Consider the following 19,205-nt stretch of genomic DNA (forward strand, 5'->3'; position numbering starts at 1 on the left):
GCGGTGTGCCGGGAAGTCTGGTCGGCAGGGAGCCACAAGGTCTCCTTACTCATGGCCAAAGGGATGGCATGCGCAGCGTAGGGACAGTCCTGGCTCTCGTGGTCCTCGCCACCGTGGTGGCCACCTTCGCACGTCGTTGGCGGATCCCCGCGCCCTCCCTGCTCGTGGTCGCGGGCCTCGCCGTCGCACTGCTACCGGGCACTCCGGAGATCCAGATCAGCCCCGAGATCATCGGCCTCGTCGTACTGCCACCACTCCTGTACGCGAGCGCCGAGGAACTGCCCTGGCGCGAGCTGCGCGCCGTGTGGAAACCGGTCGGGGTGCTGTCGATAGGCCTGGTCCTGGCCTCGGCGGCCGCGGTCGGGGCGGTCGCTTCCCTGGTCACACCACTGTCGTGGCAGATGGCGTTCGTGCTGGGCGCTGTGCTCGCGAGCACCGACCCGGTGGCGGTGACCGCGCTCGGCAGACGGCTGGCGCTGCCACCCAAGGTCCAGGTCCTGGTCCAGGCCGAGAGCCTCTTCAACGACGCGACCTCCCTGGTCCTCTTTCGGGTCGCGGTGAGTGTCGCCGTGGCATCGGCAGCGGTCGGTTGGGGTGCGGCGGCGGGTGAGTTCGCGCTGCTGGCGGGTGGCGGCATGGTCATCGGCGCGGCGGTCGCGGGCGTGGTGACGCTGATCCGGCGGCGCACCGAGGACCCGGTCCTGGAGACGGTGATCGCCCTCGTCACGCCTTACGCGGCCTACGTCCTGGCCGAGGCGGCGCACGCGTCGGGCGTCACCTCAGTGGTGGTGGCCGGAGTCGTCCTCGGCGGCCGGGGCGATCGCCTCACCAACGCCCGCATCCGCCTCCAACTGCACGCCGTCTACGGGACAGTGGTCTTCCTTCTGGAGAGCGTGGTGTTCTCGCTCATCGGGTTGGCTCTGCCGGCCCAGGTGCGGGCCCTGTCCGACGGCAGCCGGGCCTGGCCGCTGTACGCGCTCGCCGTCGCCGCCACGCTGATCACCATGCGCATGCTGTGGCTGGCGCCGCTGTCCGCGGTGGTGCAGCGCAAGGGCGGTATCCAGCGCATGAACTGGCGGGTGCCGGTCGTACTGACCTGGGCGGGCACCCGCGGCGTAGTCCCCCTGGCCGCCGCCCTGTCCATCCCGGTGACGACGAAGGCCGGGGCCACGCTCTCGGAACGTCCCCTCGTCCTCGTCCTGACCACCTCGGTGGTGGTCGTCACACTCGTCGTCCAGGGGTTCACGCTGGCTTCCGTCGTCCGCCGCTCGGGCATCGCCCTCGAACCCGACCACACCGAACGTGAGGAGGCCGCGGCCCGCTGCAGCCTGGCGAACGCGGGCCTGGGCCGTCTGGACGAGATCTCCGAACTGGAGGCCGTCCCCGATGTCGTCCTCGACCGCCTCCGCCGGGGCCTGACGGCCCGCCTCGACGACGCGAGTGATCGCCTCGGGCAGGCCGACGGCGACGGCACTCCGACGGAATCCGCCGACCTCACCTACCGCCAGCTACGACGCGACCTGATCACGGTCGAGGAGGCCGAGCTCCAGCGTCTGTACGACGAACACCGCATCAGCGACACCACCCGCCGCCGCCTGCAACGCTCGCTGGACCTGGAGGAGGCACGACTCGCGGACGCCTACGGGCAGCCCCGCGATTGATTTTGGGTGTCCCGGCCTGAGGGGCTCGGCTGGTGGGTGATTCAGCAACTGGGCCGGCGGGTCGGCAGCGATGACGCCGGCCGGCCGCCTTCAGTGCAACTCCTGACCGGAGCAACTCCCGGCAGGTGAGCCACACATCGGGCCGACCGGCTGCCCAGAACAGCCCCGCATCTTCCCCGATCTTCTAGCGGCCGACGCCGGGGACGGGCCAGGATCATGGCTGAAGACGGGGGGGAACCCTCTCCTTCCTCGATGAGGGAGTTGTCATGGGCGATGAGCAGGACACGCTGTCGGAGTTCGTCGAGGCGGCGGCCGCGAAGATCGGTGTGCCCGGTGTTGCCGTCGGGGTCTGGGCGGACGGCCGGGAGGTCTACGGGTGCCATGGCGTGACGAGCGTCGAGAATCCGCTGCCCGTCGATCGGGACACGCTGTTCGTGATGGGCTCGGTTACGAAGTCCTTCACGGCGACCGCGCTGATGCGCCTGGTCACGGACGGGCGGGTCGAGCTGGACGCGCCGGTGCGCCGGTATGTTCCCGAGCTCGTGCTCCCGGATGAGCGGGCCGCGGCGGAGATCACCGTGTTGCAACTGCTCAACCACACCGCGGGCTTCGACTGGAGGATGAGCGTCGACACCGGCGAGGGAGACGATGCCCTGGCCGCGTATGTGGCAAGGATGTCCGAGTCGGATCTGATCGCGCCGCCTGGTACCCGGGCCTCCTACAGCCAGTTGGGGTACAACCTGGCCGGGCGGATCATAGAAATGGTCACGGGGCTGACCGAGCAGGCCATCACCTCGCTTCTGTTCGAGCCGTTGGGCCTGTCGAACTGCGGGGCACCGCGCTCGGCGACGCCTTCGGCATCTGCTGGTTCCTGGGCGACGTGGGCGGCGTTCGCACCGCCGGGCACGGTGGATCGGCCGACGGCCAGTTCGCCGAGCTGCTGATCGTGCCCGAACGCGACTTCGCGGTCGTCGCACTGTCCAACACGGGCCCGGAAGGCGGTCTCGCCTTCAACCAGGCCGCAGTCCGGTGGGCGCTCGAGCACTACCTCGGGGCTGTCGACCGGGACCCGGAGCCGCTCCCCTACGACGAGGAGCGGGCCCGGGAAATCGTCGGGAGCTACGCGAACGACATGATGACGCTCACCATCGCCACGGAGGGGGCCGGGTTGACGATCGAATGCGGGATCAAGCCGGAGATCCGCGCGGCGGACACCGAACTGCCCCCGGATCTACCGCCGGCCGGTCTCGGCCTGCTGCCCGGCGATGCGGACGAATACATCGTCACCGGCGGCGGCCTGAAGGGGCAACGCGGCTTCTTCACCCGCGACGAGAGTGGGGTGATCGTCGGGGCCGACCTCGCCGGCCGGTTGTTCAATCGGGTTTCCGTGGTCTCCCAGTAACGGACTGACCCGCGAGCAGGCCACGTTGCGGATCGACGGGATGGAACCCCAGGTATCCGCCGCCCAAGAACGGGCAGGCTGGGCCGGCGCGCGGGCGTCTCGCGCAGGCGAAAGCAGCACACCATCAAGACCACACCGTCAGCGACGGTCAGGGGCGCACTCTGTGGTCCAGGGCGGAACGGCCCCGGACCGGATGCACGACCAGCCCTCGGTGCGCACCGAGGGCATCACCGAGCAGTTCCGCCAGCGCCGAGCGCTCCCCGCGCCTCAGCGGAACTCGGCGAGCCGCGGCCGCAGCCCGAGGGCGGTGAGCGCGGCCGCCGAGACGAGGGCTCCCAGGGCCCCGGGCAGCAGATCCCCCACTGCCGAGCGGCCGGCCTGGACCGAGGCGGTGTAGTGCCGGCGGTTGATGTCCGTCACCTTGTCCAGCGCCGTCATCCACGCCCCGAAGTGGGCGTTCGACGTACCCGCCTCCCAGCCCATGCAGAACGCGACGGCCTCGCGTTCCTTGCCCTGTGCAAGCAGGGCGCGGATCTTGCGGTCGTCTCGCAGGTAGACGGCGTACGTCTCGACCGTCTTCTCCGCCGCGGCCCGCTCGCCGGCGAAGGTGATGTTGTCGAGTTCTCGCCGGAACTCTCCGGTGAAGCGCAGGTCGCCGTGATCGGAGCCGTATGCCTGCCACGTCGTGGCCAGCTCGTCGTCGTACGTGGCGAGGGTCGCGCCCTTGAGCCCGTACAACTCCTGCGACTTGGTGAGGAAGGCCTGCGCGTACTGGTCCCGGCGCTCGGGGTCGAGGAGATAGCGGCTCTCGTCGGCGTTCGCGTCGTAGGCGATCGCGCGGGCGCGAGAGAGCGCGACGACGGAGTCGAACGCATCACGCCGCGCCCCGCGCAGGTGCTCGGCGGTGGCCGACAGCGCCTGGACACCGAGCAGGACGGCGAGCACCGCGCAGACCGTGGCGGCCAGGACGCCGGGGTTGAGGATCCGGTGGAAACGTCGGGCCAGGTACCACTGGAGGACGCCGAGCGAGACGAGGAGCAGTACGCCGAGGACGACGGCGACGACGAGCTGGGTTGCCAGGGTCGAACGGGCTTGTGCGTACCGCGTGTTGAACGCGCTGTTGTTGGAGTCCACCAACTTCCTTGCGTCTGGGAGGAGTTGGTTCCGCAGCAGGTCGGTGGCCTTGCGGTAGTCCGCGAGTGCGGCCGGTTTGCCGCCGGTGCGGCTGTCATTCTCCAGGGCGCGGCCTATCAGCTCCTGGTACTCGGCGAAGTCGTCGGTCAGGGACTCCACGGTGTGCTCGTCGGTGTGGTCGCCCTGGGCGGCGACGGCGAGCGTGCGCAGGTCGTGGCCGATGGCGCGGCGGGCGTCACCGTAGAAGCCGACCGCCTTCTCGTACGGCGTCGCCAGGCGCCCTTGGCCCGCGTTCCCGCTGGACAGCAGAATGTTGGCGGCCTGCGCGTCCATGTCGTTCAGGGCGAGGTCGAGGTCGGCCGCGCTGGTGGTGCGCGGCGCGTCACGGCCGGCGACAGCGTCCCAGGTGCTGGTCGCGGCGAGCCCGGCCAGCGCGAGCAACAGGGCCAGGGCGGCGGCGAGCGAGACCGTGGCCACGCGCAGGAGACGCAGCCGCGCGGGCAGGGAGGCCCAGTAGCGGCGGCGCAGAGCGGCCCACGCGGCCACGGTCTCGCGACGGAGGCGACGCCCCTGGCCACCCGGCCGCGGCCCCCCTCCGGGCCGCGGGCCGGGTCCACCCCCGGGCCGGGCGACCGGTCTGTGCTGTGGCTGTGCGCTGGTCCCGGCCCCCGCCTCAGGACTGCGCGTGGTGACGGCCATGGGGGTCCCCCTGTTCGAGCGAAGCCGAGAACTTGGGGGAGGTCACGAGCCCTCCAACGTCACGCCACGGACGGTCGCCCGTGTCCTCGTGCCGCTCAGTCTGGGACCGGTTTCGGCCACCGACATCGTCCGTTGATGATCTCCTGACGCATTCTGAGGCGACCCTGACGGGGCCTTGATGTCGCCCTCCGACCGGCCGTAAGAGAGGCGCAAATTCCGCGCTCGCCCGGGCGTTTCGAAGGTGCGGCCGGGCTAGATTTCCCCTCGGTCGCCGGAGAGGCCTCGGACGTCAGTGACATGACGGCTTCACCCCGGAAGTATCCTCGTACGCCTTCCTCCCCGAAGACGTACGAATGGCCTCCCGGCGGCCGAGCACGCGGCGGCGTTCTCGTCGTCATCGCGCCGCCGACGCCCGTGCGCAGCTCTGCGGTGCCGTGACCCCGGCACCGCAGAGCCCGGCGGCCACCACACGCTCTGTCAGCCCGACCGGTCGCCGGCGTGCCTCTGTGCGCGTGGGCCCGGTTCCCCACCGAGGCACGAAGGTCCCCATGTTCTCCGCCGCTCCCCAGCAAGCTCCGCCGTCCCGCCCTCAGCGCGCGCCCCGGCCCGGATCGGAGGGAGGGGCGAAACGCCGGGCATCGAGCGGGCTGTTCGAGCCCGCGCAGCTCGTGCAGTCGTTTCCCGAGGCGCTGCGCAAACTGCACCCGCGGGTCCTGGTCAAGAACCCCGTGCTGTTCGTCGTCTCCGTCGGAGCCGTCCTCACCACCCTCTCCGCGGTCCTCCATCCCGCCGTCTTCACCTGGGTCATCAGCGCCTGGCTGTGGCTGACGGTGATCTTCGCCAACCTCGCGGAGGCCGTCGCCGAGGGCCGTGGCAAAGCACAGGCGGAATCGCTGCGCAAAGCGCGTACGGACACGGTCGCGCTACGACTGCGTCACTGGAACTACGGAACCGACCTGCGGCACGCCGAGACGGAGGCCGTGGCTGCCACCGACCTCAAACCGCTCGATGTCGTCCTGGTCGAGGCGGGCGAGCTGATCCCGGCGGACGGCGATGTCATCGACGGCGTCGCGGCCGTCGACGAGTCCGCGGTCACCGGGGAATCCGCACCCGTCATCCGCGAGTCGGGCGGCGACCGCAGCGGCGTCACCGGCGGCACGACCGTCCTCTCCGACCGCATCGTCGTCCGCGTCAGCGCCCGCCCGGGCCACTCCTTCCTCGACCGGATGATCGCTCTGGTCGAGGGGGCCTCGCGTCAGAAGACCCCGAACGAGATCGCGCTGAACATCCTGCTCGCCGCGCTCACGATCATCTTCGTACTGGTCGTCGTCACCCTCCAGCCGATGGCCGAGTACGCCGACGCCGCCCAGTCCACCACCGTCCTCGTCGCTCTTCTCGTCACCCTCATCCCGACGACGATCGGCGCCCTGCTCTCCGCGATCGGCATCGCGGGCATGGACCGCCTCGTCCAGCGCAATGTCCTCGCCATGTCCGGCCGCGCGGTCGAGGCCGCCGGCGACGTGGGCACCTTGCTCCTCGACAAGACCGGCACCATCACCCTCGGCAACCGCGAGGCCGCCGCGTTCATGCCGTTGCCCGGCATCACGGAAGGCCAACTCGCCGTCGCCGCCCAGCTGTCGTCCCTGGCCGACGAGACACCTGAGGGTCGCTCCGTCGTCGTACTGGCGAAGGAGCGCTACGGGCTACGGGCGCCCGCCGAGGGCGAACTGAGCCACGCCCGGTGGGTGACATTCACTGCCCAGACTCGGATGAGCGGCGTCGACCTGCGCTGGGACAACGGCGCGGTGTGCGCGATCCGCAAGGGCGCCGCCCAACAGGTCATCGAGTGGGTTCAGATGTACGGCGGCCAAGTCCCGTCCGAGGCACGGTGGTTCGCGGATTCCGTGGCCGGTTCGGGCGGCACCCCACTCCTGGTGGCCGTGCACGACTGGGACGGGCCACGGGTGTTGGGCCTGATCCACCTCAAGGACGTCGTCAAGGACGGCATCCGCGAGCGCTTCGCCGAGCTGCGCCGCATGGGCATCCGCACGGTGATGATCACCGGCGACAACCCGCTCACGGCCCGTGCCATCGCCGAAGAAGCAGGCGTGGACGACTACTTGGCCGAGGCGACCCCCGAGGACAAGCTCGCGCTGATCAAACGGGAGCAGGAAGGCGGCAAGCTCGTCGCCATGACCGGGGACGGCACGAACGACGCACCGGCGCTGGCGCAGGCCGACGTCGGCGTGGCCATGAACACCGGCACCTCGGCCGCCAAGGAGGCCGGGAACATGGTCGACCTGGACTCCAACCCGACGAAGCTCATCGAGATCGTCGAGATCGGGAAACAACTGCTGATCACCCGGGGCGCGCTGACGACGTTCTCCATCACGAACGACGTCGCGAAGTACTTCGCGATCATCCCGGCGATGTTCGCGGGCGCCTACCCGGGCCTGAAGTCGCTCAACGTCATGGGCCTGCACAGCCCGACGTCCGCGATCACCTCGGCGATCATCTTCAACGCGCTCATCATCGTCGCGCTGATCCCGCTCGCGCTGCGGGGCGTGCGCTACACGCCGTCCTCGGCGCACGACCTGCTGCGACGCAACCTCATGCTGTACGGCCTCGGCGGGCTGGTCCTGCCGTTCGTCGGCATCAAGCTGATCGATCTGCTGATCTCCGGGGTGCCGGGTCTTGGCTGAGCCGCGCACGCTCCCGCGCCCCGGCCGTCAAGGACACGTATGCGCACGTCAGAAGCCCGTCAGAGAACGGGGTTCCGGCTTGTCCGGGGCGTGCGGGACCGCTTCGATGGAACCTGTGAACAGCGCCTGGCTCCTCTTCGACCGGCCGCCGAGTCCCGCTCGGCCGCTCCGTCGTGCGCCGCGCTGCCCGGAAACGCCCGCGTCCGCTCTCCGCTGACGTCGACGCGTCGTCCGTAGCCCGCGGGGCGCCGTGATTCGTTCCGGCGCCCCGTCCTTCGTATCCGCACATGTTCGGCATCCCCGCGCAGGGGCCGCCGACGTGCCCGCAACCCCGGATGGACCATGTCTGACCACGACCTCTCCCCTCTTCCCGGCCGCACCTTCCTCGTCACGGGGGCCACCTCCGGCATCGGCCTGGAGACCGCCCGGCAGCTCGCCGAACGCGGTGCCACCGTGCTGCTGCACGGCCGCACCACCGAGGAGGCGCGCGCCGCCGCCGACCGCCTGGTCGCCACGGCAGGCATCGACGCCACCCAACTCCACCCTGTAGCAGCCGACTTCACACACCTCGACGAGGTCGAGTCCCTGGCGAGCCATGTCGTCGCCGAACACCCGCACCTCGACGTGCTCGTCAACAACGCGGGCATCGCGGCGCCCGAGCGGCACACCGTCACCACGGACGGCAACGAGATCGCCTTCCAGGTCAACTTCCTCGCCCACTACCTCCTGACGTGCCTGCTGGAACCGGCGCTCACCAGCGACCCCGGCGGCCGAGTCGTCAACGTCTCGTCGTCCCTGCACCGCACCGCGAACATCCAGTGGAACGACCCCAACCGCGCCCGCCGCTACTCCCGGCTCGCCGCCTACGCCCAGTCGCAGCTCGCGCTCACCGTCTTCGCCGCCGACCCCCGCGTCACCGCGGCCTCCGTCCATCCGGGTGTGTGCGACACGGCGCTTATGCCGCTGTACGCACACGAGGGCGTCACGCCGGCCGAGGGTGCGGCGTACGTGGTCCGCCTCTGCGACCCGACCGTCGAGATCGTCAACGGCGCCTACTACGACCGCGCCGAGCGCGTCGCACCGGCTCCGGCGGCCACCGAGGACCGCACGATCAAGCGCCTCAACAAGCTCGCCGACCTGCTCGTCGGCCGTACCGCTTGAACTTCCCTTCTACACAACGGAGTTGATGCCCATGTCGAAGCGCGCCCGCAAGAAGAGGGGCCGCCGCAAGAAGAAAGCGAACCACGGCCGCAAGGCCGGTCAGCGCTGAGCCCCAGGGGCGACCCCACCACACACCGGGGTCGCCCCGTACCCAGTGAAAGGCAACCCCGTGATCCAGCTCCTTCCTCACCAACTGCCCGCCCTCTCCCGGTGGTTCCCCGCTGCGGCGCCCGGCCCCGCCGCCCTCGCCGAGCACGCCCTGGCCACCGGGACCGGGCAATGGTGGGCCGACCGGGCGGTACACCCCCGCACCGTCGCCGTCCGCTGTGCCGGCCACGCCCTGCTGCGCGGTGACCCGGATGCCCTCACCGCCGGCGACCTCACGCCGCTGGCCGACTGCTTCCTCCCCGCCCTCGCCACCACCTTCGACCAGGTCACCCCATGGGAGCGCATGGTGTACGTACAGCGCACTCCGCCCTCCTCGACACCCCGTCTCCCGTGGGGCGTGACGGTGCGACGGCTGACGCCCGAGCACGCCCCGGCCCTGGCCGAACTCGGCAGCGATGCGGCGTGGATCCACGGCACATGGGGCGGACCGACCGCTCTCGCTGCCTCCGGTCTCGGCTGGGCCGCCCTCCACAAGAACCGCATCCTCGCCGTCGCCTGCGCCTACCTACTGAGCAGCACCTACGAGGACATCGCCTGCGTCACGGTGCCCGAGCACCGGCGCGAACACCTCGCCATCGCCTGCGTCACCGCCCTGTGCACGGACATCGCGGCCCGCGGCCACACCGCGAGCTGGTCCTGCTCCCGCGACAACCGTCCCAGCCGCCTGCTCGCCTGGACCGCCGGTTTCCGATTGGAGCGCGAGTACGTTCACTACATGGCCGGAAGTCCCACGCGGCACGACCGCCTCACCGCATAGAAGCCACACCACCGCACGGCCCCAGACACCGCACGCGGGAAAGAGATCCGAAGTGACCAGGGTTCCCCTCCTCATCCTGCCGATCCTCGACGGCGGCCACGAGCTGACGATCCGCAAGCTGAAACTGCAGGACGACTCCTTCACCATCCACTACTCGATCACCCCGCCCCTGCCCGACGCCGACAGCGCCGCGCCCCCCTTTCTGCCCTTCCTGGAGGCGAAGGACGACCTGGGCAACGAATACCTCGACTGGGGCGGCGCCTACGGCCTGAGCCCAGACGGAATCCGCACCGAAGGTTCCCTCACCGGCCAGCCCGCCCCTGCTTCAGAGGCGCAAGTCCTCCTCGTCCGTGTCACGTTCGTCCAAGACAGCCGCGAGACGGCGTACGACATGACCCTGCGCATTCGCCCCTGACACACCCCTCGCGGCGCCCCTTTCGGCAAGGTTGCATACGCTGGCCCAGCCGTCCGCGTGATGGCCGGAACCCTCCACATCGCCGGTACGTCAGGAGCACGCCGACGGCCACCACAGAACACGCCCGTACGAATCGATTGCGTGGGTGGATGCTGCAAGGCCTGTCCGACATGGGCAAGACCCCGCAGGGCCCGCAGGCCCCGCCAGAGCCCGTGCACCGGGGGCAGCGCTGGTGGCGGGTGATGTGCCTGACCGGCGTCGACTACTTCTCCACGCTGGGGTACCAGCCGGGCATCGCGGCACTCGCGGCCGGGCTGCTGTCACCGGTGGCCACGATCGTGCTGGTGATCGTCACCCTGGCAGGGGCACTGCCCGTCTACCGTCGGGTCGCCGAGGAGAGCCCGCACGGCGAGGGCTCCATCGCGATGCTGGAGCGGCTCCTGACCTTCTGGCAGGGCAAGCTCTTCGTCCTGACCCTCCTGGGCTTCGCCGCCACCGACTTCCTGATCACCATCACCCTGTCGGCCGCGGACGCCTCTACCCACCTGGTCGAGAACCCCCACCTCACCAGCACACTGCACGACAAGCAGATGCTGATCACGCTCATCCTGGTGGCGCTCCTCGGCGCGGTGTTCCTCAAGGGCTTCCTGGAGGCGATCGGCGTCGCCGTCGTCCTGGTCGGGATCTATCTCGCGCGTCAGTTCGGCACGGCCGGTACCCCGACCGATGTCGGCAGTGAAGCCGTAGGACGCCGTACGGAGTCGTACCGCGTCTTCACGGGAGCCCGGTCAGCCGACGAGAGGCAGGTCATGCCGGGGTGCCGGGGAGACCACGCCGAGTTGCTCCAACAGCAGTCCTTCCCTGGTGGACCAAGGGCAGATGTCGACGCTCTCGGCCTCGCACTCCGAGAGGAGAGCCTCGGCAACCAGAGCGCCTGCCAGGGACTGCCCCGCACGGTGCCGGGAGATGCCCGGCAAGCGGGTCCGCGGGACGGGATCCGCTCCGGCCAGCACCGGGATCCACCGCCGCAACTGGGGCAGCGTCAGCTACCACCCGGCATGAGGTTCTCTGCGCCGGGGTGGAGTGCCGGCCATCCGGGCGAGCTACTCGAAGGTCTTGGAGCAGGCGACGACGCGCCCGTCCCGCGCGGCCACCGGCAGGCCGGGCGCCGTACTCAAGGCATGGCCGAGGTACTCCCGGACCTCCTCCAAACACTCCGTGGACGGGACGGTGCCACCCGGGAGGCAGTCCCAGGTGATCCGCCGGGCACCCAGCGGCAGTGAAAGCACGCTGCGGGGCTGGGCTCCCCGGCCCGAGGCGATCTCCACGGTGCCGCCGCCGATGTCCAGCATCAGCGGCGGGCCGGTCTCGGAACCCGCCCACTGCCGGGCCGCCACATAGGCCAGGCGCGCTTCTTCCTCACCGGGCAGAACCCTCCGGTGGCACGAGCCACCTGCGCGAGGAGGGTCGACTCCGCAAGGTAGTGGAGGGCGATGGTCAAGACGACCGCGTCCAAGGGACGCTGCAGAGCCAGGGCATCGGTCCACCCGTCGGTTCCGATCACGGCATCCACATAACGGGCGACGCCCGCGTGGTGCGTACGACCCAGCTCCAGGCGCAGCGGGTCCATGTCCACGGCGACGATCTCCGCGTCCGGCAGGCGTTCGGCGAGCCGGGCGGACAGCTCGGGCACCCGCCGCGTCTGACGGAGGGCGGCACCATTGCCTGGACCACCGGCGCCGGAACGCGACCGTGACGTCTTGCCGGGCGGGGAGCTGGAACTGCGGGTCTTCCACAACGGACGGTTCCACAGCCGTTTCCTGCTCCAGCCCCCATCCGGGGCTGCCCTCTCACTCGCCGCCCGTCCGGTCGTGGTGACACTGGCCGACCAGGTCGGGGCGGCACTCGACACGGCGGACCGCGGCGGCGCGGACCCCATCGGACAAGCCGAAGTCCTGAGCCGCCGGTCAGTCCACAGTGCTGACGCCCAGCCACGACTCGTAGGACTTCGCCCGCAAGAGGCATCGACGAGCATCAGTCCGGATCTGTCACTGCCCCGCGATCGCGACAACGAGCAGGACGACCGAGATCAGCACGATCAGGGCGCCCCCGGCGATGAACACGCGTTCGGGGCCGAGGCGTTCCCGCCCCTGGACGACGACGTTTCGCGGGTCGGCCGGATCGTAGGAGACAAGTACGTTGCCGCCGGCGCGGAGCGGCTGTCGCCGGGTGGAGGGGACGGGACAGACCACTTCCATCACTCTGTCGTCCTCCGTCACGAACTGGAGCACCGGGCGTGGCGGGGGCGACTCCTCAGGAGCCTCTCCCAGGCGTCTCTTGACCAGCGCCTCGACGCGCACGCCCGTCCTGCTCACGCGCCGCGCCTCGCGCAGCCCATAGGCCCCCACGAGGACGGCCAGCATGCCGCCGAACGCGGCGATCCCCGCGAGTACGGCCACGGCCCCCATGTCCACGCCACGCCCCCATTCCGGTGTTCGTCCCCGCCTCGGCCGCCGTCGCCGACGCCGTCACATTGTGGTCACACCAGCCCGGCCAGATCGTGGTTGAGTTCGACGACGTTGACGTGTTCCTGACCCAGGAATCCCAGAACACGCCCCTGGACGTGCCGGGCCACCCGAGCCTTGACCATGGCGGGGGCGAGGTGGCGGGCCTTCGCGACGCGGGCCACCTGTTCGTAGGCGTGCGCTGCGGAGATCGCACCGGTCCGCCGGATCGATCTGCACCCGTCGGCACCGCTTCCCGACGCGGGTGTCCTGGTCCGCGTAGGCTCCTGGTTCGCTTGTGCCCGGGACCGGTCTGTGCCGCTTCCCACGCTCTGGTCCCGCTCATCGAGCAGGTCCGCGGTTGCGGTCGCCGTGTGGAGGCGGCCGTGTTGTTGGACCGCGAGGTTTCGATCGGCCGGGTAAGCGCCGAGCGGTGGCAGATTCTTCGCTCTAGCCTGCCACATCGGGTCGGGACCCACCTACGGCCCGAGCTGAGGCCCGGCGGGCCCGGCCCTGCGGATCCGCAGGGCCGGGCCCGCCCGCGTGACTGGCAACTCGCGCGGGTCGAGGGCCCGGTGGGGCTGCCGGCGGCCGGGGTCACCAGGCGGTGAGTGATGCCCTGCCCGAGGACGTGGGTTGGGCTCCGCAGAGGGTCAGGGCGGGAGCGCGCCGATGCCGGACGGGCCCGACCGGCGGCACAGCAGGGTCAGCAAGGTGCCACAGAGCGTCAGCAGGTAGCAGGAGAAGCCTGCGGCGGTGAAGGTCCAGGCGGGCAGCGTGGCGAGGGTCAGTGCCGCGCTGAGGGCCCTGAGGCCGTAGACCGTGCGGTCTTCGGTCTCAGGGTGCCGGTAGCACTTGACGAGCGTGGGGACAGCGGCGCAGCCGTCAGCCAGGATACTCAGGGCGAGCGCGGTGTTGGGGTCCGTGGTGATCCACCAGCCGGCGAGAGCGCCCAGCGAGAGCACCACACAGCAGAGCTCGGTGGGGTTCGGCCGGGTGCTGCGGAACCCCGGGCGGCTGAGGGCGCACAGGAAGACCAGCAGCGGGCCGAGCCCCACGCTGAGGGTGGTGAGGGCGGGCAGGCCGACGTGGCGGGCGACTTGGGCCGCGAACGCCACGCTTGGCGCGAGGGCCCACAGCAGCCAGGTGACGGGGTTGGGCCGGACCGATCCGCGCAGCGTTCGCAGCGCGTAGACGCCGCTGCCGCAGAGGTTGAGAACCGCCCCGGTCGGCACCACGAACAAGCTGAGCTGCACCCGTTCATCCCTCGGCACCGCCGGTCGGCCAGGGCACCGGGTGGGGAGAGAAGTTGGGGAGCGACCTGGTGGGCTCATATCGGCGTTGCCAGACCGGAGTGGTGGAGCCGCTGGTGGCCGGCACGATGGCGGACCAGTCGGCCGGGCAGCCGCGCGGGTGAGCGAGCAGTCGGGCCGGGTAGAGGTGCGGCGGCGCTGTCGTGGAGCCGATGGGACCACGAGGAGCTCCGAGGCGACCGGCAGGATGACGTGGCGAGCGAGCAACCGGCGATTCAGACGGCGTCCTGATCGCGAATGACTCGGAGTTCATCAAGAAGGACGTCATCTCACCGGGGTGCAGCGGTGGTATTCCGGCACTGCCGAGCGGTCCGCGCACTGCCGGATCGGCGTTTTCGCCGCCTACGTATCGAGCCGGGGGCAGGCGCTCAACTCACCTCACTCTCACCGTCAGTGACGACGAGGCAGGCCAACCGCAAACCCCACCCAACTTCGAAGGCTCGGTTAAGGAACCGCTAAGGGGAATCGCATTCCATGTCATGGGCCCTTCAATGAAGCTAGTGCTGCTCCGCGTTAGTTCGTGGAGGGTGGTGTGGTCCAGGCGGTGGGGTCGTTGAGGTAGAGACCGCATGCACAGTCGAGCGCTTCTTCGGGTGAGCCGAATGGCAGGCCGGTAGGAAGGAAGTTGTCTTGGTATTTGCTGCTGCTGGCGAGGTAGATGGCAAAGCCCCAGGTGTGCAGGACGCCGGTGAAGCGCAGACGGCACAGTGGCAGCGGTTCCTCTATGCCCGGCATTTCGCCTGCCACGTAGGCGAATCCGGTCCGAAAACGGACCTGGATGCCCGAGAGTTGGGGCCAGCGTTCCCGCGCGCGGTCGCGCAGGCGGACGCGGAGGTGGTGCTGCATGGACTCGGGCGGGTTCTTCGGCACGGTCCCCATCCTGCCCGGCAACGATCGCGCTGCGCCATGATCACCAGTCATGGGCGGGAACAGGCAGGCAGTGTCGGTGGTGCTGGACGAGGCGTTACGAGCGCGGCTGACAAGCCTTGCCGGCTCCACGCGCGGGCAAGTGCGGGCGGTGCTGCGGGCGAAGATTGTGCTCGCTGCCGCTGCGGGAGCGTCCAACGCGGCGATCGCCCGCACGCTGGGAGTCAGCGTGAACACGGTCCGCAAGTGGCGAGGGAGGTTCACCGCCGCCGGGATGGAGGGACTCAAAGACGCTCCACGCCCAGGGCGGCCCCGCCTTTACGACAGCCGGGTGCGGCTGGCCGTGGTGGCTTCCGCGACCAGTGCACCGACCCACCCGGAGTCGACATGGACGCACCGGACCATCGCCACCCTGGTCGCGGACACTACGTCCGCCGCTATCTCCCCGTCCCAGGTCGGCCGGATCCTGGCCGGCCTGGACCTCAAGCCGCACAAAGTCCGCGGCTGGCTCACCCGCCGCGACAATCCCCAGTTCTGGGAACGGGCCGCCGACATCTGCAATCTCTACCTCAACCCGCCAAACGACGCGGTGGTGCTGTCCATCGACGAGAAGACCGCCATCGCCGCCCGCTCCCGCAAGCACCCCGGCCGTCCCGCCGGACCCGGCCGGCCGTCCCGCCAGGAATTTGAGTACATCCGCCACGGCACCGTCTCGATCAGCGCCGCGCTCAATGTGCGCACCGGCGAGGTCCTCACGCAGCCCATCGCCCGCAACAACGCAGCGACCTTCATCGACTTCCTGCGGATGCTCGAGCGGACCATCAACCCGTGCCACGCCATCCACGTCGTGCTGGACAACGGCGCCTCCCACATCGCACGGACAACCAAGGCATGGCTGGCCGACCACCCCCGCTGGCACGTGCACTGGACCCCGCCGCACGCCTCCTGGCTCAACCAGGTCGAACTCTTCTTCTCAGCCCTGACCCGCCGGGTTCTACGACACGGCGACTTCCCCAGCCGCGACGACCTCATCGACAAAATGGACGCCTACGTGATCGCGCACAACACCACCGCCAAGCCCTACCGCTGGACCTACGACGCCAGGCCACTCAAAGCCGCATGACACCTCCACGAACTAACGCGGAGCAGCACTAGTGCTGGATTCCTCTTTCGGTGGGTATAGCTGCTGGTAGCGGGGCAGTTGTGGGTGCTCGGGGGCGGGTGCTGGGTAGTGGTGCTGAGGGCACGGCCGGGCCGTGACGAGGGCGAGCAAGCGGTGGTTCACCGCCTGGCGTCGGCCAGAAAGGCGCCGAAGGTTGTGGTGGAGCGCTGCCGGATGGTGGAGCTGAGCTGGGGCGGGTGGCTGGTCCCGCAGATAGCCGACGAGCTGCGGTGCGGTCAGAAGACGGTGCGCCGCTGGCTGCACCGCTTCAACCGCTTGGGGCTGGAAGGACTGGAGGATCTGGGCGGGCAGGGACGCAAGCGAAGGATCACCGAGGCCGAGCGCTCGAGGATCATCGGCCTGGTCAAGCTGACGCCGCCGGGTCGGCTGGAGGTGCAGCCGTCGAACGAGATGTGGGCCGCGGACGAGTTGGGGCCCTCGGAGTGGACTTTGGACGCGCTGGCCGCCGCGGCCCGGGACCTGGGCATCGAGGTCAGCCGCTCCCAGGTGCGTCGGATCCTGCTGGCCGAGGGGGTGCGCTGGCGGCGCACGCGCTCGTGGACCCGCTCGAGAGATGTGGACTTCGAGGGAAAAGGACGCGGATCGTCGAGCTCTACACCAGCCCGCCCGACGGCGCGACGGTGGTCTGCGCCGACGAACTCGGCCCGGTGATCCCACGCACCTTCCCGCCGGCACCGGGCTGGTCGCCGGACGGACACCGCATCAAAAACGAGCTCGACTACTCCCGCGGACCGGAGAAAACCTGGGTCTACGGCGCCTTACGCGTCCGGGACGGCCATGAGGTCACGATGACGGCCACCTCCCGTAACAGTGTCTTCTACCAGCAGTTCCTTCAGCTGGTCGAGGACGCCAACCCCGTCGGGGACATCTACGTGATCACCGACAATCTGTCCTCTCACAACAGCGTGTCCACCCGGACCTGGCTCGAGGAACATCCCCGCATCCAGCATGTGTTCATCCCGGTCGGCGCCTGCTGGCTCAACCTCCAAGAGGGCTGGTGGCGCATCTTCCGCAAGACCGCCCTGGCCGGACGCTCCTTCGGCGACCGCGACCACATCACCCACGCCACCGAAGTGGCCACGGCCCAGCTCAACGTCCGCGCCCGACCCTGGATCTGGGGCAGACCCGCACCGCCCACCAGGCGTTTACGCCGCCGCTATGTGTACTTCCTTTGAGGAATCCAGCACTAGTAGGGCTTGGTCAGGTCTGTATTGGTGCTGGTATGTCGCGGTGGCAGGTCGGGCAGGCGCCGGTCCAGACCGCGAGCAGTGTCTGTAGCTCGCGGACGACCTGGTAGAGGCTCAGGCCGACGCCGTGTCTTTTGGGGCCCGGGCCAGTCGTTGCAGAGTGCAGAAGGCATGTGCGACAGAGACAAGGGTGACGTGGTGGTGCCAGCCGCCCCAGGTCCGGCCCTCGAAATGGGCCAGGCCCAGGGCCTGCTTCATCTCCCGGTAGTCGTGCTCGATGCGCCAGCGGAGCTTGGCGAGCCGGACCAGCGTGGTCAGAGGCATGCCGGAGGGCAGGTCGGACAGCCAGAACTGCACCGGCTCGCTCTCACCGGCAGGCCATTCGGCCAACAGCCAGCACTCTGGCAGCTCCGGGCCGTTGGTGGCCTGCCGAACCTCGCGTCCGGCAGGCCGGATGCGCAAGGCCACGAAGCGGGAGTACATCCGCTTGCGGCCGGAGCGGCCGGTGCCAGGCCGGGAGCCTTCACGCCACTGCACCGGCCGAGCTGCCTTCCGCCCCGCCGCGATGACCAACTCCTTCACCGACCGTGGCTTGTCGGGATACTTGGCCACCGGCGGGCGTCCGGTCCCGGAGTACGGCTCGGCCACCGGCACCGCGTCGGCGGGCTGAGCCGACAGCGTGGTGGAGATCCCCACCACGTAATTCAGGCCGCGGGCCTGCAGTCCGTGGCGGAACGCGGCAGCGTCGCCGTATCCGGCGTCCGCGACGGCCAGCGGCACCTCGATCCCCCACGAGCGGGTCTCGTCGAGCATGTCCAGGGCCAGCTGCCACTTCTCCACATGCCCGACATCGTCCGGGATGCCGCAGGCGGTGCGGCGGGCGATCTTGTCCGCATCGGCCTTCGGTGAGGCGGGATCCCAGGTCCGGGGCAGGAACAGCCGCCAGTTGACCGCCGCCGAGGCGGTCTCGGACGCGAGGTGGACCGAGACGCCGACCTGGCAGTTGGTGACCTTGCCCGCGGTGCCGGTGTACTGCCGCGACACGCATGCCGAGGCAGTCCCGTCCTTGAGGAACCCGGTGTCGTCGAAGACCAGGGCTTCCGGCCCGATCACCTTCTCCATCCGCCAGGCGAGCTGGGCCCGGATATGTGCCGGGTCCCAGGGGCTGGTGGTGATGAAGTTGGCCAGTGCCTGACGATTGCCGTCCTCCCCGAGCCGGGCGGCCATCGGCTCGACCGACTTACGCTGCCCGTCGGTCAGCAGCCCCCGCAGATAAACCTGCCCCCACCGGCGCTGATCCTTGCGCGCGAACGGCTCGAACACCTCCGCCGCGAACGCCTCCAACTCACCACGCACCACAGCAATCTCGTCCGGAGTCACACACTCTCAACGCCACACCGGGCCGACAGGACACGCACCACCACAACCGACCTGACCAAGCCCTACTAGCGTCACGATCGACCGCAACATACGGCGAGCGCTCGGGGGAACGGGGCACTCGCTGAAAACGGGAGGTTGTCTTGAGACATACCCGCATACTCGCTGCCGGCACCACACTTGCGGCTGCACTCCTCGCTGGATCGACATCGGCGGCGTCAGCCGGCGTACCGCAGGACGAAGTGGTCTCCGTACAGGATGGCGATGCCGCATACGGCTAGGTGTCCAATGACTATCTGCAGACACACCCAGGGTTCCTCGAAGCCCAGGCGAAATCTGTCGGAATCGAGCCGCAGAGCCACTTCGGCTGCAACGCACAGGTGTGTATCGACGTCCAGGGTACGGGGCTCAAGGTGAACCAGTGGAACACCACGGCCAACGCCAACGTGGGTTGCAGCCAGGCCAAGTACGTGCGGAACTCGAACCAGGTCTTCGAATCGGCCCCCATCTGCCCGCCGAACGACAACCCGGGTGTGTACTACTACACGAACCCGGAAACGACCTACCCGCAGAACACCAAGCTGTGCAACGCATGGACTCGAATCACCGGCTATCCGTGTGCCACTGTGCATCGGTGACCTGGTCGTAGTCCATACGAAATCCCGTTCAACAGGA

20 protein-coding genes and 2 pseudogenes are annotated in these 19,205 nt (G+C 69.6%); 13 read left to right on the top strand and 9 right to left on the bottom strand.

Features of this window, described 5'->3' with window-relative positions:
- Positions 1-68 precede the first annotated feature (68 nt).
- From SMIR_RS04050 to SMIR_RS04060, 3 genes are all read left to right on the top strand, one after another.
- Positions 69-1,661, top strand: coding sequence for a Na+/H+ antiporter (locus tag SMIR_RS04050; RefSeq protein WP_212726527.1), 1,593 nt, complete (start codon positions 69-71; stop codon positions 1,659-1,661).
- A 266-nt stretch (positions 1,662-1,927) separates the two neighbouring features.
- Entirely contained in the window at positions 1,928-2,605 is a 678-nt protein-coding gene (locus SMIR_RS04055) for a serine hydrolase domain-containing protein (protein ID WP_212726528.1), read from the top strand.
- The gene (locus tag SMIR_RS04060; protein WP_212726529.1) at positions 2,542-3,063 is read left to right on the top strand and encodes a hypothetical protein; all 522 of its coding nucleotides are present in this window, start codon (positions 2,542-2,544) and stop codon (positions 3,061-3,063) included. Before SMIR_RS04055 ends, SMIR_RS04060 begins: the two co-directional genes overlap by 64 nt.
- 267 nt (positions 3,064-3,330) lie before the next feature.
- Here the strand turns inward: SMIR_RS04060 and SMIR_RS04065 are convergent, their stop codons facing one another.
- The gene (locus tag SMIR_RS04065; protein WP_212726530.1) at positions 3,331-4,743 is read right to left on the bottom strand and encodes a GlnX family signal transduction membrane protein; all 1,413 of its coding nucleotides are present in this window, start codon (positions 4,741-4,743) and stop codon (positions 3,331-3,333) included.
- Positions 4,744-5,444: 701 nt separating this feature from the next.
- Here SMIR_RS04065 and kdpB point away from each other — a divergent pair.
- The 6 genes and pseudogenes from kdpB to SMIR_RS04090 form a co-directional block, all read left to right on the top strand.
- Positions 5,445-7,598, top strand: coding sequence for a potassium-transporting ATPase subunit KdpB (gene kdpB, locus SMIR_RS04070; RefSeq protein WP_168497324.1), 2,154 nt, complete (start codon positions 5,445-5,447; stop codon positions 7,596-7,598).
- 342 nt (positions 7,599-7,940) lie between these two features.
- Positions 7,941-8,759, top strand: coding sequence for an SDR family NAD(P)-dependent oxidoreductase (locus SMIR_RS04075; RefSeq protein ID WP_212726531.1), 819 nt, complete (start codon positions 7,941-7,943; stop codon positions 8,757-8,759).
- Between the two features lie 31 nt (positions 8,760-8,790).
- The gene (locus SMIR_RS44820; RefSeq protein ID WP_422664508.1) at positions 8,791-8,868 is read left to right on the top strand and encodes a 50S ribosomal protein bL37; all 78 of its coding nucleotides are present in this window, start codon (positions 8,791-8,793) and stop codon (positions 8,866-8,868) included.
- 60 nt (positions 8,869-8,928) lie between these two features.
- A complete protein-coding gene (locus tag SMIR_RS04080; protein ID WP_212726532.1) occupies positions 8,929-9,684 on the top strand; it encodes a GNAT family N-acetyltransferase in 756 nt (251 codons plus the stop codon).
- Between the two features lie 52 nt (positions 9,685-9,736).
- Positions 9,737-10,099: a hypothetical protein gene (locus SMIR_RS04085; protein ID WP_248003231.1), complete on the top strand. Its 363-nt coding sequence runs from the start codon at positions 9,737-9,739 to the stop codon at positions 10,097-10,099.
- A 149-nt stretch (positions 10,100-10,248) separates the two neighbouring features.
- Positions 10,249-10,794: pseudogene (locus SMIR_RS04090) on the top strand (amino acid transporter); the annotation flags it as partial.
- 408 nt (positions 10,795-11,202) lie between these two features.
- On the opposite strand, the gene SMIR_RS44825 reads toward SMIR_RS04090, so the two are convergent.
- The 7 genes and pseudogenes from SMIR_RS44825 to SMIR_RS04125 form a co-directional block, all read right to left on the bottom strand.
- Positions 11,203-11,646: a Ppx/GppA phosphatase family protein gene (locus SMIR_RS44825; RefSeq protein ID WP_422664393.1), complete on the bottom strand. Its 444-nt coding sequence runs from the start codon at positions 11,644-11,646 to the stop codon at positions 11,203-11,205.
- Positions 11,559-11,783, bottom strand: a pseudogene (locus SMIR_RS04100) (class I SAM-dependent methyltransferase); the annotation flags it as partial. The pseudogene SMIR_RS04100 and the gene SMIR_RS44825, both read right to left, overlap by 88 nt.
- Before the next feature lie 364 nt (positions 11,784-12,147).
- Positions 12,148-12,573 carry a DUF3592 domain-containing protein gene (locus tag SMIR_RS04105; protein WP_422664394.1) on the bottom strand — a complete coding sequence of 142 codons (426 nt, stop codon included), beginning with the start codon at positions 12,571-12,573 and terminating at the stop codon, positions 12,148-12,150.
- 65 nt (positions 12,574-12,638) lie between these two features.
- A complete protein-coding gene (locus SMIR_RS04110) occupies positions 12,639-13,067 on the bottom strand; it encodes a potassium-transporting ATPase subunit C (RefSeq protein WP_168497318.1) in 429 nt (142 codons plus the stop codon).
- Positions 13,068-13,256: 189 nt separating this feature from the next.
- On the bottom strand, positions 13,257-13,859 hold the full coding sequence (locus tag SMIR_RS04115) for a hypothetical protein (protein WP_212726533.1): 603 nt from the start codon (positions 13,857-13,859) through the stop codon (positions 13,257-13,259).
- Between the two features lie 4 nt (positions 13,860-13,863).
- A complete protein-coding gene (locus SMIR_RS44830) occupies positions 13,864-14,184 on the bottom strand; it encodes a nitric oxide synthase oxygenase (RefSeq protein WP_422664395.1) in 321 nt (106 codons plus the stop codon).
- A 245-nt stretch (positions 14,185-14,429) separates the two neighbouring features.
- Complete coding sequence (locus SMIR_RS04125) at positions 14,430-14,786, bottom strand: hypothetical protein (protein ID WP_211118857.1); 357 nt, start codon at positions 14,784-14,786, stop codon at positions 14,430-14,432.
- Positions 14,787-14,835: 49 nt separating this feature from the next.
- Between SMIR_RS04125 and SMIR_RS04130 the strand changes: the two genes are divergently transcribed.
- From SMIR_RS04130 to SMIR_RS04140, 3 genes are all read left to right on the top strand, one after another.
- Complete coding sequence (locus tag SMIR_RS04130) at positions 14,836-15,906, top strand: IS630 family transposase (RefSeq protein ID WP_168497310.1); 1,071 nt, start codon at positions 14,836-14,838, stop codon at positions 15,904-15,906.
- A 153-nt stretch (positions 15,907-16,059) separates the two neighbouring features.
- A complete protein-coding gene (locus SMIR_RS04135; protein ID WP_282190374.1) occupies positions 16,060-16,617 on the top strand; it encodes a helix-turn-helix domain-containing protein in 558 nt (185 codons plus the stop codon).
- Positions 16,587-17,141 (top strand): transposase, encoded by a 555-nt coding sequence (locus SMIR_RS04140; RefSeq protein WP_168500633.1) that lies wholly within the window; start codon positions 16,587-16,589, stop codon positions 17,139-17,141. Before SMIR_RS04135 ends, SMIR_RS04140 begins: the two co-directional genes overlap by 31 nt.
- A 126-nt stretch (positions 17,142-17,267) precedes the next feature.
- On the opposite strand, the gene SMIR_RS04145 is transcribed toward SMIR_RS04140, so the two are convergent.
- The gene (locus SMIR_RS04145; RefSeq protein ID WP_168488627.1) at positions 17,268-18,533 is read right to left on the bottom strand and encodes an IS701 family transposase; all 1,266 of its coding nucleotides are present in this window, start codon (positions 18,531-18,533) and stop codon (positions 17,268-17,270) included.
- A gap of 278 nt (positions 18,534-18,811) precedes the next feature.
- Here SMIR_RS04145 and SMIR_RS04150 point away from each other — a divergent pair, with 278 nt between their 5' ends.
- Positions 18,812-19,168: a hypothetical protein gene (locus SMIR_RS04150; protein ID WP_168497308.1), complete on the top strand. Its 357-nt coding sequence runs from the start codon at positions 18,812-18,814 to the stop codon at positions 19,166-19,168.
- Positions 19,169-19,205 lie beyond the last annotated feature (37 nt).

It is taken from the genome of Streptomyces mirabilis, from assembly GCF_018310535.1.
Classification (GTDB): domain Bacteria; phylum Actinomycetota; class Actinomycetes; order Streptomycetales; family Streptomycetaceae; genus Streptomyces.